Source organism: Halorubrum sp. B53, assembly GCF_059752395.1.
On sequence record NZ_MWTH01000006.1, the window covers coordinates 65131 to 78563 of the forward strand.

13 protein-coding genes and 5 tRNA genes are annotated in these 13433 nt (G+C 60.7%); 5 read left to right on the forward strand and 13 right to left on the reverse strand.

The annotated features are described in order from the left end of the window. The first annotated feature begins 197 nt into the window (after window positions 1-197). Both B4V06_RS05590 and B4V06_RS05595 read left to right on the forward strand, forming a co-directional pair. Entirely contained in the window at window positions 198-320 is a 123-nt protein-coding gene (locus tag B4V06_RS05590; protein ID WP_498168159.1) for a hypothetical protein, read from the forward strand. After that, on the forward strand, window positions 310-1551 hold the full coding sequence (locus B4V06_RS05595) for an RNA-guided endonuclease TnpB family protein (protein ID WP_498168161.1): 1242 nt from the start codon (window positions 310-312) through the stop codon (window positions 1549-1551). Before B4V06_RS05590 ends, B4V06_RS05595 begins: the two co-directional genes overlap by 11 nt. Before the next feature lie 169 nt (window positions 1552-1720). On the opposite strand, the gene B4V06_RS05600 is transcribed toward B4V06_RS05595, so the two are convergent. From B4V06_RS05600 to B4V06_RS05625, 6 genes are all read right to left on the reverse strand, one after another. Further along, a tRNA-Glu gene (locus tag B4V06_RS05600) sits at window positions 1721-1794 on the reverse strand. Between the two features lie 34 nt (window positions 1795-1828). Next, window positions 1829-1955, reverse strand: a tRNA-Thr gene (locus tag B4V06_RS05605). Window positions 1956-2038: 83 nt separating this feature from the next. Then, window positions 2039-2106, reverse strand: a tRNA-Pro gene (locus tag B4V06_RS05610). Window positions 2107-2357: 251 nt separating this feature from the next. Beyond that, window positions 2358-2431, reverse strand: a tRNA-Asp gene (locus B4V06_RS05615). 3 nt (window positions 2432-2434) lie between these two features. Next, window positions 2435-2510: transfer RNA gene (locus B4V06_RS05620), tRNA-Gln, on the reverse strand. 503 nt (window positions 2511-3013) lie between these two features. Further along, entirely contained in the window at window positions 3014-3202 is a 189-nt protein-coding gene (locus tag B4V06_RS05625) for a hypothetical protein (protein WP_123114521.1), read from the reverse strand. 246 nt (window positions 3203-3448) lie between these two features. Between B4V06_RS05625 and B4V06_RS05630 the strand changes: the two genes are divergently transcribed. After that, complete coding sequence (locus B4V06_RS05630; RefSeq protein ID WP_123114522.1) at window positions 3449-4618, forward strand: type 2 periplasmic-binding domain-containing protein; 1170 nt, start codon at window positions 3449-3451, stop codon at window positions 4616-4618. A 30-nt stretch (window positions 4619-4648) separates the two neighbouring features. Continuing rightward, window positions 4649-6343, forward strand: a complete 1695-nt coding sequence (locus tag B4V06_RS05635) for an ABC transporter permease (RefSeq protein ID WP_498168163.1) — start codon at window positions 4649-4651, stop codon at window positions 6341-6343. 38 nt (window positions 6344-6381) lie between these two features. On the opposite strand, the gene B4V06_RS05640 is transcribed toward B4V06_RS05635, so the two are convergent. Beyond that, window positions 6382-7533, reverse strand: coding sequence for an ABC transporter ATP-binding protein (locus B4V06_RS05640; protein WP_498168166.1), 1152 nt, complete (start codon window positions 7531-7533; stop codon window positions 6382-6384). 226 nt (window positions 7534-7759) lie between these two features. Here B4V06_RS05640 and B4V06_RS05645 point away from each other — a divergent pair, with 226 nt between their 5' ends. Next, the gene (locus tag B4V06_RS05645; RefSeq protein WP_123114525.1) at window positions 7760-8758 is read left to right on the forward strand and encodes a substrate-binding domain-containing protein; all 999 of its coding nucleotides are present in this window, start codon (window positions 7760-7762) and stop codon (window positions 8756-8758) included. Window positions 8759-9005: 247 nt separating this feature from the next. Here the strand turns inward: B4V06_RS05645 and B4V06_RS05650 are convergent, their stop codons facing one another. From B4V06_RS05650 to B4V06_RS05675, 6 genes are all read right to left on the reverse strand, one after another. Beyond that, window positions 9006-9857, reverse strand: a complete 852-nt coding sequence (locus B4V06_RS05650; RefSeq protein ID WP_498168169.1) for a DNA-binding protein — start codon at window positions 9855-9857, stop codon at window positions 9006-9008. Between the two features lie 809 nt (window positions 9858-10666). Beyond that, window positions 10667-11236 (reverse strand): hypothetical protein, encoded by a 570-nt coding sequence (locus B4V06_RS05655; protein ID WP_498168171.1) that lies wholly within the window; start codon window positions 11234-11236, stop codon window positions 10667-10669. Continuing rightward, complete coding sequence (locus tag B4V06_RS05660) at window positions 11233-11601, reverse strand: hypothetical protein (protein ID WP_498168173.1); 369 nt, start codon at window positions 11599-11601, stop codon at window positions 11233-11235. Before B4V06_RS05660 ends, B4V06_RS05655 begins: the two co-directional genes overlap by 4 nt. Before the next feature lie 110 nt (window positions 11602-11711). Continuing rightward, a complete protein-coding gene (locus B4V06_RS05665) occupies window positions 11712-12284 on the reverse strand; it encodes a hypothetical protein (protein WP_498168176.1) in 573 nt (190 codons plus the stop codon). 93 nt (window positions 12285-12377) lie between these two features. Next, window positions 12378-12719, reverse strand: coding sequence for a type II toxin-antitoxin system PemK/MazF family toxin (locus B4V06_RS05670; RefSeq protein ID WP_498168178.1), 342 nt, complete (start codon window positions 12717-12719; stop codon window positions 12378-12380). Then, entirely contained in the window at window positions 12716-13075 is a 360-nt protein-coding gene (locus B4V06_RS05675; RefSeq protein WP_498168180.1) for a MarR family transcriptional regulator, read from the reverse strand. The genes B4V06_RS05670 and B4V06_RS05675 overlap by 4 nt, the downstream gene beginning before the upstream one ends. Between the last annotated feature and the right edge of the window lie 358 nt (window positions 13076-13433).

Below are 13433 nucleotides of genomic sequence, written 5' to 3' on the forward strand. Positions count from 1 at the left end.
CTTGATACATCGAGGGAATCCCGCCCTTCCCGTGAGTGAAGAGTGTTCCAACTGGTCGGAACCGAGGAACGAACAGGGCGGGAGGGAATCGTGTAATCTTCGGGCGACAACCGCCAGGACTGTCGTCTAACTGAACACCGGACGTAAGTGTTTACTTACACGGCTACTTACATAGCTCTGTGCGAACCGACGTGGACATGGAGCTGGACGGCGACCTACACGAACGGGTCAAAGAATACGCCCGTGAGAACGGTATCCGCCACCCACGAGCATACCGCGAGCTAATCGAGAAGGGATTAGAGGCTGCCGATGCCGACTAAGACGCTCGAAGCGACACTCGCGCCGCCGACAGCCCACAAAGAGCGAAAGCTACAGGAACTCCACGACCTGTATCACGAAGGGCTACACGAGGCGTTCGAGGCTAGCGCTGATACGCAGTCAGCAGTCAACGACATTGTGACGCCCTACGACCTGCCGTATCAGGTCAAAGACGCGCTCAAAAACTACGTGCCGTCGTTGGACGATGCACAGGAATTGAGCGACGGCCACCCGACACGAATGGTCAACCGTGCCGCTCGCTTCGACCACTCGGAGGATCGGGAACACAGCTACGTGTGGGAAGTCCCCCAACCCGGACGCGGGACGAATTTCTGGATTCCGCTTCGCATCAACCCTGAACAGGAGCAGTTGTGGGCTGACCTGCTGGATGGGAACGTGTCGCCCGGCCAACTCCAATTGATACAGAATCGCACATCATGGACGCTACACGTCGCTGTCGAGTACTCGGTCGAAGAATCCGGCTACGATGCCGACAGCGACGACGTGACGCACATCGGTCTGGACATTGGTGAATCGTCGCTTATCATGGGCTGTGCCCTTAGAGACGGTTCACCGACCCGCCCGCTTGTGTGTGACGGGAGCCGCGCCAAGCATCTCCGCAAAGAGATGCACACCACGCTGAAACGACTGCAAGAGCGTGACGCCGCCGAGTGGCGGATAGACGAGCGATTCGACCACTACCAGAACGCGCTGACCGATATTGTCGAGAAGGCGTCTCGGCAGGCTGTCGAGTACGCCCGCAGCTTCGAGAAGCCGGTGCTGGTGATGGAGGACCTGACGTACATCCGCGAGTCGCTGGACTGCGGCAAATTCATGAACCGGCGGCTTCACGCTTGGGCCTTCGCTCGATTGCAAGACCGTATCGAGGACAAAGCCACCGAAGCGGGAATCCCGACGATGTACGTCAATGCCGCATACACGTCGCAGGCGTGCCACGAGTGCGGTCACATCGGCTATCGAGACGGTGGCAGAGAGTTTCACTGTACGCACGACGAGTGCCACGTCACGACGTTTGAGGGAGATATAAACGGCGCTATCAATATCGCACAGCGGGCAGACCCGTGGGGAGAGAGCGTGCCGCTGAAACCGGCAGGCAATGACTCGCCTCGGGATGGGAGTGCCTGTGACAGCACCACGACCCACACCGAGCAGAGCCAATCAGAGCAGATGACGCTCAGTGAGTTCGGGTCGAAACCCACTGCCAGCGACTAGCTGGTATTCCTACGCAGGGAAGCGGCGCCGTTCACGGCGCGGAGGATGTCACTATCCTATCCCGCAGCACACAATTCGGAACTCACTCATGGACATCTCTCCGTTCTCCACAGCTGTCCGTCCCTCAGTCTCGCCGGCTGGAAGTGAGAGGCCTCGGACTGTTGGAGAATGCTCCAGCCCGGATTCGAACCGGGGGGCTCGGCCGTGAGAGGGCCGTGAGTTTGGCCGCTACTCCACTGGAGCGGGGTGGCCTCGTCTGGAACGGGTCATCGGCCAGTGGGACGGGCAGGATTCGAACCTGCGTGTTCTCGTTACAAGTGAGATGAAGGAACTCTCACCGTCGCACCGGATCTCCGGTGAAAATTCGGCGAGAGTGTGTGAATGCCAGGCTCTTCCACCGTCCCGCAGTCTCCCCGGCACGACTCGAACGTGCGTCTCCTCCTCTACAGGGAGGCATCGTAGCCGTTAGACCACAGGGAGAAAATGTCGCCGCGAGGATTCGAACCTCGGTCCTGTGCGCCCAAGGCACAGGTCGTCGTCCGCTGGACCATCGGCTCACTGGACTGCCGAGCGTTTGGCAGTTGATTATCTATCTGTACGACTTTCCAACTGCGCAACCGCGACCGAGTAGTCGTGGTTGCGCGTCTCATCGCGGGGGCGTACTTCGGGTGTTCCCGGGAATACCACACCGGCTCATGTAGGTTGCAGACCCTGCTGGGCCCAGCATCGTCGGAACGATCCAGCTGATCGCACCAACGGGCTGCCTACCTCGATGGGTATCCCCACGTGGCCACGCCACGCATCCACGCCGACGCCGGGATTTGAACCCGGACCACGGCCGTGACAGGACCGTATGCTCGCCGGATTACACCACGTCGGCATGTCGCCCCGGCCGGAATCGAACCGGCGACCTCCGGATTCAAAGTCCGGCGTCCCTCGCCAACGGAGACTCCGGGGCTCGACGTATCCGCAGCTCTCGCTGCGGGGCTGTTAGCTAACGACTTCCGTTCGCTCAGCGCGGACGGAGCCTGTTCGCCCCTGTATCGGGACGAACGGAAACCAAGCAGCCGCGAGCCTGGCACCCCGCACTCGCATCAGGCTGTGTACTGAGCGAGTACTGGGCACAGGCAGGCGGCAATCCCGTGTTCCCCGACCCCTGACGGGTAGTCCGTATGGGGGTCGAGTTATGCGGGAGAGCGTGTCCGGCCGTCGCCGGAGTGCGTCGAACTCTTGTATTCGAGGTTGACGTGAATCCGGCGGGGTGCGCCCGGTCTCTTTGCACACTGGTGTTGGAGGCACTCGCCGAACACGAGACCCACGGCTATGGGAAAACGAGTACGCCGCGTGGTGAGGCAAGTGGTGATCATCGTGTTGAATCCTCCCAGTTTGAGAGCTGTTTCGGGCGTCACTCTCGCATATCGTGGCAATTATATTAAAATTAGTCAGTCTGTGATACCCACACTCATAGTAGTGGTCGATTAACTTTCTCAATACGGTTTTTGAATGGCGAATACATCCCCAGTTCGCTCCACTGGATATCGAGCGGAGCGCTCTCGGCGTCGCCGAGTCCGTCACTGAGTTCTTCGTGGATCGCGTTGAGGAACAGCGGTGACACGACGGGATAGAACAGCTTCGCTGCCGGACCGCGCATACCCGCACGTTCGAACAGGCCGGTGAATAGTATTCACGTCATCATTCTACGGTAACCCCTACACCTCTGCGTTCGGGCTAATCTGTCTAAAAATCACGTTATCATTATTATCCTAAAACCACGTTACTATTCTATCTTACGTCCCCTTGTATCACGTTGTTATTCGCAATTTTTCGCTCTCACTGTATAAATATCTCCCTAAAGAATATAAACCGTTACACTACATCTCAGCAATGGGTTCGGACAATGGTTTCCAAACGTGAACGGGACGGTGCGCACGCAGAGAGCGCGGCGGGCAAAGTGACCAGCCAGGGACGCCGCAGGATGCTGAAGACGGTCGCAAGCGTCGGTGTCGGGGTCGGCGTGGCCGGCTGTTCCGGGGGTGGCGATGCTTCGGCGACCACCAGCGGCGGGATCCAAGCAGGCGAGGTTGAGCAACTGAAAGAGCTGTCGGCCGAAGAGTGGCGCAAGACGGTCTCGCGACAAGCCGAGAAGGAACTGAAAGAGGAGAACCTACAGTTCTACGCGGTAAGCAAGAATCCGAAATTCATCGAGGGGATTCGCGACCACGACTACGAGGGCGTCTACGAACCGCTGACCAACAGCATTAATGTGGTCAAACAGTCGGGTGACACGCTGACTCAGCGCTACCAGCGCGAGGTCCAAGCCGACAAGCGCAATATCGACGTCACCGACCTCAGCAACATCGACGCGCTGATCAAAGCCGGCGTCCCCTTCGGGGACTTGACCCATATCCCGGCCTACCAAGACCTGCCCGAGGACGTCAAGATCCACCCGCAGTTCGGGATCAAAAACCAGGTCGTCTACGGGCTCTCGTACAACACCGAAATGGTGTCGGCCCCGCCCCAGTCGTGGGACGAACTCATGGCCGACCGATTCGACGACGGCACCATCGTCCTCGACTGGACGCCGAAGACGATCATGATGCCGGTCATGCTTGACATCAAAGGCGAGAGCTGGTTACAGGATCTCGCTGACCAGAATCCGACGCTCATCAAATCGACGTACGGCGTCCCCAAGCAGGTCGCACAAGGCAACTACGGCGTGGGCTACCTAGCCAACTACAAACACCCCCTCAAGTTCAAGCGCGAAGGGCTGCCAACCGAACCGGTCTGGAGCCGCGAGGCGTCGACGCCGACGGTTGCCCCCATGGGAATGGCCGCCAAACCCCAGCATCCATGGGCGTCGTACCTCTTCCTCGACAAGTACTTCCAGTGGACGGATATGCAAGTGCTGGTTGAGGGTGCCGTCGCGGCCGACCGGTCGGCGGCAAAACCTTCCAAGCTACTCGAGTTGGTCGAAGGGAAGACGATACCGGCGTTTTTCCAGTTTGAGAACTCCATCGAGAGCTACGAGACGACCTACCAGAACGCCATCGGTGCCCCGACGAACTGAACACGCGGTCAGCCATACAGCTCCAGAGCCGTGACCCGCCAGCTACCGAACGTGCTGTTCCGGTGGGGCGTGCTGTCGGTGTTGCTGGTGATCATCGGCTGTCCGATCGCCTTTTTCATCTGGGGGTCGTTCTGGACGACCGCCCCCGGCCTCGGTGGCACAGTTACGCTGCGCGGATACCAGGAACTGTTTTCGCCACAGGTGTACAGCACGCTCGGGAACACGGTCGCGGTCGCCGTCTCGGGCACAGCGATCGCGCTCGTGCTCGGCGTCGGAGGCGTTGTCGTGACGACGAAAACCGATATTGTTGGGAGACGCCTCATCGCGCCTGCCTTCCTCGTGCAGTACTTCCTGCCGTCGTACATCCTGGCGCTCTCCTGGCAGTTCTACGCCGGTCCGAAGGGGCCGGTCAATCAGGTTCTCCTGGCGCTGCCGATGTTCGACGTCCCGCCAGTCGACATCTTCAGCGTGTGGGGTATTGCACTGGTGTCGGGGTCACACTACGCCGGTATCGTCTATCTGCTCACGAAAGGGGCTATCGAGTCAGTGCCCGCGTCATTAGAGGAGGCGGCAGAGATCTCCGGTGCAGGGCTTCTGATGACGCTACGGAAGATCACGCTCCCGCTGGCGAGTCCGTCACTGCTCATCGCGACTGTGATCGTGTTTACCCGCCTCCTCCAGTCGTTCGGGACACCGCTCATCCTCGGTATCCGCGGCGGCGTCTTCGTCCTCGCGACGCAGATGTATCTGGCCCTGCGGGGCTACCCCTACGACTTTACGTTCGCCGCCGCCCTCGGGATGATCCTCCTCCTTATCGCTGTGTTCGGCGTCGCCGCTCAACGCCGCCTCTCGGGCGCCCGCGAAAAATACGAGACGATTGCCGGCCAGGGCAACGTCACCACTGCCGAGTATGACCTCGGCCGCTACGGCCACGTGCTGTCGGCCGTGTTTCTCGCCCTGATCGTCTTTCTCTACTTGCTCCCGGTGGTGACTCTCGTCGCCTCTTCGTTCCAGCAGACGTTCCTTGGGTTCGACCTCGAACACGTCGAGTGGACGCTCGAAAACTACCTGCACTTTTTTGTCGGCAGCTCCGCCGAGACGTTCCGACTCGCTTTGAAAAATACGCTGCTCCTCAGCGGGGTCGGTGGGGTCGTCGGGATGGTGCTGGCGGCGCTGGTCTCGTATATCGTCATCAAAACGGAGTCGGTCGTCGGTGACGTACTCGACTTCCTCACGTTCGTTCCGATCGTCATCCCGGGGCTCGTCCTCTCAACAGCGTACCTGTGGTTTTTCCTGAATTTCAACGTCTTCGGCCTGTACGGGACGATCTGGCTCGTGATGATCGCCTTTACCGCGAAGTTCATCGTTTACGGCGTCCGGGCGTCGAACTCCTCGTTTCGGTCGATCGGGCAGGAACTCGAAGACGCCGCGAACATCGCCGGCGCGGGCCTGTTTGGAACATTCAAGCGGGTGTTCATTCCGCTCCTCAAGCCCGGCTTGGTCTCGGGATATCTGTTGCTCTTTATCGACTACATGAAGAGTCTCTCTATCCCGTTGTTACTCGGTGCCGGGAACGCCGAGGTAATCCAGGTGCTCATGTGGCGCCGCATCGCCAACGGGAACGCCGAGCAGTCGGCAGCGATCGCGACGATCATCGTCGCGCTGATCCTCGTCGTCTACGTGGGGACGTACCTCCTCACGGACGTCGCCGTCACAGACATATAGCGGGCACTGTCGATTTCCTGGTCGACGCACTGTGGCGGTTATGACGACCCCGGCCGGCCGGCACTGAGGCTTTCGGACCCCGGCTCTGGCGCTTCCTCGCTCTCCGGGGTCGCGTACATCCGGACCTGTCCGCTGTCGACGGCGATATCGACGCAATCGCCGGGGTCGACGGAATCGTATTCAAGCAGGCGTACCCGCACCGTGTCCTCCTCGAGTGTGACCTCGTACTCAACGAAATCCCCCGTCTGCGACACGCTGTCCACCTCACCGGAGAACGTCACGGCGCTGTCGCCGTCGAACGTACAGTACTTGGGTCGGAAACAGACCTGGACCGTCTGCCCCTCGCGGGGCTGGCCTACAAAGCTCTCACGGGGGGCCCTGACGCCGGCGGTAGAGGTGGCGACGGTCACGCTGTCGGCCTCGACCGACGCGACCTCACCCGCCAAAACGTTACACTGGCCCATGAAGTTCATCCCGAAGAGCGTCTTGGGCGCGGTGTGCAGCGATACGGGGTCGTTCTCTTCGACGAGGGAGCCGCCACGCATGAGCGAAATCCTGTCGGAGAGGTACATCGCCTCGTCTTGGTCGTGGGTGACGTACAGCGTCGTAATGTCCAGTTCCGTACAGATCTGCTCAATCTCGACGCGCATCTCGCGGCGTAATTTGGCGTCGAGGTGCGAGAGGGGCTCGTCGAACAGCAGTATCGCCGGTTCGGTCACGAGCGCTCTGGAGATGGCGACCCGCTGTTGCTGGCCGCCGCTGAGGTTCGTCGCGAGGTCGTCGAGCCGGTCCTCGAGACCCACGAGTGCAAGCATTTCGCGGACCCGCTCGCGTCTGTGGTCGCTGTCGCCGATATCTCTGACCTCCAGCGGGAAGGCGACGTTCTCCGCGACCGTAAGGTGGGGCCAGACAGCATACTCTTGAAACACCATCCCGATCCCCCTGTGTTTCGGTTTTACGTGGACGTCCTGGTCGGGCGCTGACACCAGTTCGTCGTCGATGTAGATCCGCCCGCTGTCTGGTTGTTCCAGTCCCGCCACACACCGGAGCGTCGTCGTCTTCCCACAGCCAGACGGGCCGAGGATAGAGTGGAAATCGCCGCTCGCGACCGACGTCGACAGATCGGTGACTGCAGTCTCGTTGCCGAACCGTTTTGTCAGCCCCTCGATGCGGAGCTTCGGGTCGGTCATCCCGCGATTGTTTCGCGAGACGCTGAAAAAGTCTTGTGTTGGCCGTATCACATTCCCATCTTGTGTGATGTCTTTACGTGGGTTTGATCGTTGTTAGCTACGGTAAACGGTAGTGCATCCATTTCCAGGCGACGTCGTGCCACTACTTGACAGAACTCGCCCATCTGCCCTAGATCATTTTCGAGCTTTTCGATAAATATATTACATAACTGTGGGAACTCAGACCATGGCTGTTCACCTCTCGCTCGGATGTACGGATAGTGACATTATGCGACCGTTGCTGAACGATGCTGTCGAACCCGATGGCGTGGAGTTGACCACTATTGCGAATCGCCCATCGAAGCGTCACCGCCGGTTCTTCGAGCACCCGGTGTACGATATCTGTGAGATATCGCTGGCGTCGTATCTCTCTTCGCGGACGGTCAGCAACGACTACGAATTCACCGCGCTTCCCGTCTTCCCGTATCGGAAGTTTCGCCACTCGTTCGTGTACAAGCGGGCCGACTCCGACATGACCGATCTCGGTGATCTGGCCGGCAAGAATGTCGCCACTCAGTCATGGCAGACGACTGCGACCGTCTGGATTCGTGGGATTGCCCGAGAGCAGTACGGCCTTGATCTAGAGGATGTCACGTGGTACCGGCGAAAAGAAGACGACGTGGGTCTGGGTGTGCCGGATCGCTTTGATGTCAACGTCCTTCCGGGTGAAAAGGAGGGTGATGCTGCCCGGCGCGCGCCCGTGCGGCAAGCCCTACTTGAGGGAGAGTTAGATGCCGCGATGGACCCCTCCGGATCCCTCTTCAGTGAGGTAGCGCAATCTGACAATCTTGATTTCCTCTTCGATGATCCGTTAGGAGAAGAACAGCGATATTTCCAAGAAACTGGCATCCATCCGATCATGCACGTGATTGTCATTCGAGACGAGATTCTGGACAAACATCCGTGGGTCGCACTCAGCGTCTACGAAGCACTGTGTGACGCGCGCGATCAGTGTCTTGACCGCAAGCGCAGTCCGAGTGCGGACCTGTCATCGACATGGTCTCACCTCCACGATCTTGAACAGCAGCGCATCATGGGCCCTCCGGAGTCTGTGTGGGAGTACGGCCTCACGGAAAAGACGAGAACAGAACTGAACACGTTCGTGGACTACGCACACAATCAAGGAGTGATTCCTCACGAATACGATCTGGATGACCTGTTCGTCGACGCGACGCTTGACCTCTAATTAGTAGTACGTTCGAGGTTTAGATTTGCAGGTGATTTTTCCGTGGTAGCGAGAGTCAGCCTGGAAATAAGATCAGTTCTTGAGGTCGTGGCTGCGCGCGCAGCGACCGCGGGAGCGAGCACGGAGCGGTGGGTGGGGTGGTGGGGCGTGGCTGGACGGTGCGGACACACCGATCAGTGGGTCCCCGCTGCGACGATCGGCCATCCACCACGGCGATCGCACGGCAAAAAAAAAGGGTCAAGTTGGCCTACCTGTCCCACCACCGGTCGCGCTCGGGGAATCCGACCCGAGAGCGCCGCGTCAGCGCCACCGACACGCGGCCCTCGTACCAGCTCGTCTTCGCGTTGGAGATGCGGACACGCTCACCTTCATCGATGCGTGGCTGGTCCGATTTCCGCCAGATGGTCACTTTGATCTGGCCCGTGTCATCCGCAAGTAGCCCGACTTGGCTGATGGCCGAGCTTGTGGGCTCCCAGTCATCGACCCACTCGCCGGCGATGCTCACCGTGCCGCGATCGACGTCGGCGACTGCGTCGATTGGAATGACGGTTCCGGGCGCCGTTTGCACCTGCTCGGCGGTTTGCACCACCGCTGCTGTCATGTCGCGTCCGTCGACGACCTGCTTGGCGATCTGTCTGCTCACCGCCGCGGCCGTCCACCCCTCCCGGGTCGTGGCGATTCGCCGCGCCGCCGCATTCACCTGCGCGAGTGCGTCCTGAGCGAGTGCCTCGCGGGGATCCGCACGGTCCGGATCCGCCCACGGGTCCACCGCGGCCCGGCGCTTGGCGAACGCATCACGCTGCTGGCGACTCCCATCTGCTGCGACCTGTCGTGTTCGAGCTTCCCGATCGGACGTCTGTCGGCGATCCCATCGCTCTCGAGTGCGCGCCTTTTCAGCCTCGCGCGCCATCGCCTTCTCTTCGGCTGCGAGTGACAATCCGTGCCGGCCCGCATCCGGATGGTTCGCATCCACCGTCGCCTGCGTCGCCATCTCGACCGTGGGGCGCATCGGTTCCTCCTCGACGGGGTCCGCTGTCGCCTCGTTGAGCGCCTGTGCATCGACCGAAATCGGTTTTGTTCGAGCGTGGTTCCGACGCATGGGAGGTCTAGCACCTGAAGGCGCCCACGACGCGCCACCACCCGCGCTCAACGCGGGAGGGCTCACACACACACCGACACGAGGTATCTGCGCGCGCCGCTCGCGCCTTCGCGAGCGCCCCCTGGGGCGCGAGCGGCGCGCGCTCGTTGCTCGACGGGCCAGCCAGCCCCGCGCGGCGAGACCGCCCGGAGCGAGCGGCCAGCGGAGAAAGCGTGCGGGGTGAGCAGCCACGCCGCGCAACCCTGCGCGCTTTCCCGCTGGCGTCGAGGGCACATCCACTTCAGCCCGGAACGCGGCCGAGCGGCGCGTGGCCGACCGTCGGGCGGCCACGGGACGTGAGCGGGGAGTACCGCGAGCAGCGAGGCCGCGCCAGCCCGGACTGGTCGGTCGCGAGCGACGCACGGCGCGACCACAGGGAGCGCCGCGATGCGAACGGCGAACGGAGTGAGCCGTGAGCAAGTGGAGGGCGGCAGCGGCGAGCGGGGCGAGCCGGTACGTATCATCTGGCCAGTCGACTACGTTGCCCGACAAACCAGCTGCTAGCCTGGTGGACTCAGAACGAGCGAGGCCGCTTCGGTCATCCCCCGATCCGACAAGACCCGTGGGGATGAGGCGCGCAGCGGCGTTCTCGTGAGCACCGAGGGATCCGAGGTCTCTCGGGCAGCCGCCGTGCTGGAAGCGCACCGGCGACGATGCGAACGAGAGCCAGCGAGATGCAGTCTCGAGCGAACACGAAACGTTCGAGCGGCCGATGGTTTTCAGGTGTCGTCGCCGACGCCGGGTGTTCGGCGTCGCTACTCGGAGGGCGGTTACTTATCGAGCCGGTGAAGCAATTGCGTGACGTACGGACTGTTCTCCCAGCTCCGATGCGGACTGATCGTCGTAATCAGCGTTCGAGCCGCCTCGTGACTCAGATGGCCGTTTCGGGCGTAGTCAACGATGAGCCGCGGCGTCGGAACGATCCGCGGGCCCTCCAGTACAGCGTGTATCAGCGGGAAGTTCGTCCCACCAAACTCGTCGGTGAGAAACCCATCGACAGCACGCGCGTTTGCGAGGACGATCCCGTCGGTTTCGCCGTCATCGAGTCCGAACGTCGGCCGGGAGTCCGGTGTGTCGTCGCGTTCGTACGGATCCTCGACCGTGTAGTGGCTGCGGGCCGCGAGGACATTACTCGCAGCCGCGGCGTGGATGTCTTGATACTGCGTGATGTCATGGAGTTCCGCGATCATTTCTGGTGGTACGAATACGTCACACGATGTAAGCAGATACTGAAACGGGTCCGGAGCGTCGGCGTCGACGGTCGCGTCGGCTCTGGGAACGCCGAGACTGACGAGTGCGCTGGTGTCGGCGACGACTGTTCGGAGTCGCCGGTCGCTCATCGCTCGTCGTCAGCTGCGGGCTCGACCGCCGTCGTATCGCTATTGTAGACGTCGACATCGTCGGGAGCAGCGAGATCGAGTGGCTCGTCCTCGAGATCCGCTTTGAGAAGCCGGAGACGCTGGGCGGTTTCGGTGCCGACCAACTGCTTGACGGTCTCGAATTCGAGCTGGTCGTCGTAGTACTTCGTCGCGACGAGTTCCTGGAACGTCTCGCTATCGGCCGTCTCTGCGATGTACTCGCGTATTGCCTCGATGAGCAGATCCGTTCGATCCGTGTCGAAGAGCTCCGCGATCGCGTCCAACCGGTCGACGAGATACGCCGGCGACTGGAAATGGACCCGTCGCGGATCGTCGCTTGCGCTCATTTGATGTGCAAATTCCACACATAGATTGATAACTGTTTCGGCGCCTGCATAAAGCTTGCACATCAGCGGTTTATTAATCAACAAAGCACGCGGATCACCGTCGCTGTTGGTTAACAATTGAATCGGTCGCACGCCGCCGTAAGCGATCCCTCAAACTGCCACGTTGCCTCGCTGAACGCTCCATCGGTCTGAGCGTCCCACCGCGGGAATCCACACGGCTCGCTCACGGCCACCTGCCACGCCGGCGGCTCGACGTGCGCCACCTCGTAGGGTGGGATTTCGACGATGTACAGATACTCCTCGTCGCCGTGAATGCCTGCCCGCGGATCTTCGATTCCGTGGCCGAGCAGAAACAGCGGCTGGGCAAGATGCTGCATCCGGGCCGGATCACAGACGTCTGCGGGTGAGCTCGCGTCAACGCGCCGCTCAGCCTCGCGTGACGGATCCAGATACAGCGGAATCGCGGTGAGCTTCTCGAGGAACACGTACTGTGCGGCCGTATACGCTGGTCCGCGCACACTGGTCGTCGCCTCCAACAGCTGTTTGAGCTGCTGGAGACGTTCAAGCACACCCTCCGGATACCCGTCGGAGTGCGTGTACACCTGTGCGACTGGGTCGGTCGGATCGGTCGTCCGGCCCGCCTCGAGGGTCCGAACGAACCGGAGTTGACAGCGTGTCGACATCGGATCACGCCGGCGAGTGGCTCGCCGGCACCCATCGCGGCGAGCCACAAACCCACAAGTCGGTTTGATCGGGGTTACTGAGAAGGCAGAAGCTCACGCAGAAATGTAACTGATTAATTGGTTCGCGACATCTTCGATGCGCTCCTTGCTGATTGATGTCATATAGTATTCGACTTCGGTCGTGTCGTTGAGCGTGACAATTGACCACGGCAGGACATGGCTCCGTTTCCCGAGTGGCCCACCGTTATAATCCTCATTTCTTAGTGTAAGTGCTTCATCGTGGTAGGTCTGTGTCGAGATTAGAACAGTAATGAGCTGTACGCCGTGTGCAGGCAGGTCCGGTGCCCCTAAGATGAGTAGCGGGCGCCCCTTTTCCGAGAGTGGATCCGTTCCCCAGACGATGTCGCCACGCTCGAGTTCAGCAAACTCAGTCACTGCACCTTCTCCATCTCGTCCGTTCGCAGTTCTTCGAGTTCCTCGTCGCCGTACTGGTCATCTGCAGCCGCATGCCGCTGGTGCAGTTGGTAGGCGGCTCGAAGTCGTTTCTTGTCGGTTGTGATCGCCCAGTAAGGACGCTTGTGCCGGACAAGCCCGCGCTCTTTCAACCGGGACAAAATTGCGCTCACGGTATCAGTTTCCAACTCAAGCCGCTCGGCAATCGTCGCTGCCTTCCATGCCCGATCGTCGTGTTTGTCAAGGAACACCACGATCCGCTCTGTGTCGTTCTGTGCTGCAAACGCATCGTCGTCGGCGTTCTCAAACGTCTCGATATCGATAGCATCGCTTGACATGGGCTACTGTTGGTACTGTTGGGACATAGCTATTTGGGACAGTTGTGTTGTTTGAACTTGGTCTCTGGACCCACTGCACAGCCAGATACTCGGCCCACCGTGTGCCAGATGTCTCTGGAACCGCGGTGTGAACTGTTCGAAGACCCTACATACGTCTGCTGGTTCCCTGTTAAGATGGGTGTACACCGGTGCGACTGGGTCGGTCGGATCGGTCGTCCGGCCCGCCTCGAGGGTCCGAACGAACCGGAGTTGACACCGTGTCGACATCGAATCACGCCGGCGAGTGGCTCGCCGGCACCCATCGCGGCGAGCCACAAACCCGCAGTCGGTCCGCTCCGGCTGCCGCATAATTGGAGAC

Coding starts and splice junctions, on each gene's coding strand:
- B4V06_RS05590 (WP_498168159.1), top strand. CDS start 198: ATGGAGCTGGACGGCGACCTACACGAACGGGTCAAAGAATACGCCCGT.
- B4V06_RS05595 (WP_498168161.1), top strand. CDS start 310: ATGCCGACTAAGACGCTCGAAGCGACACTCGCGCCGCCGACAGCCCAC.
- B4V06_RS05625 (WP_123114521.1), bottom strand. CDS start 3,202: ATGCGCGGTCCGGCAGCGAAGCTGTTCTATCCCGTCGTGTCACCGCTG.
- B4V06_RS05630 (WP_123114522.1), top strand. CDS start 3,449: ATGGTTTCCAAACGTGAACGGGACGGTGCGCACGCAGAGAGCGCGGCG.
- B4V06_RS05640 (WP_498168166.1), bottom strand. CDS start 7,533: ATGACCGACCCGAAGCTCCGCATCGAGGGGCTGACAAAACGGTTCGGC.
- B4V06_RS05645 (WP_123114525.1), top strand. CDS start 7,760: ATGGCTGTTCACCTCTCGCTCGGATGTACGGATAGTGACATTATGCGA.
- B4V06_RS05650 (WP_498168169.1), bottom strand. CDS start 9,857: ATGCGTCGGAACCACGCTCGAACAAAACCGATTTCGGTCGATGCACAG.
- B4V06_RS05655 (WP_498168171.1), bottom strand. CDS start 11,236: ATGAGCGACCGGCGACTCCGAACAGTCGTCGCCGACACCAGCGCACTC.
- B4V06_RS05660 (WP_498168173.1), bottom strand. CDS start 11,601: ATGAGCGCAAGCGACGATCCGCGACGGGTCCATTTCCAGTCGCCGGCG.
- B4V06_RS05665 (WP_498168176.1), bottom strand. CDS start 12,284: ATGTCGACACGCTGTCAACTCCGGTTCGTTCGGACCCTCGAGGCGGGC.
- B4V06_RS05675 (WP_498168180.1), bottom strand. CDS start 13,075: ATGTCAAGCGATGCTATCGATATCGAGACGTTTGAGAACGCCGACGAC.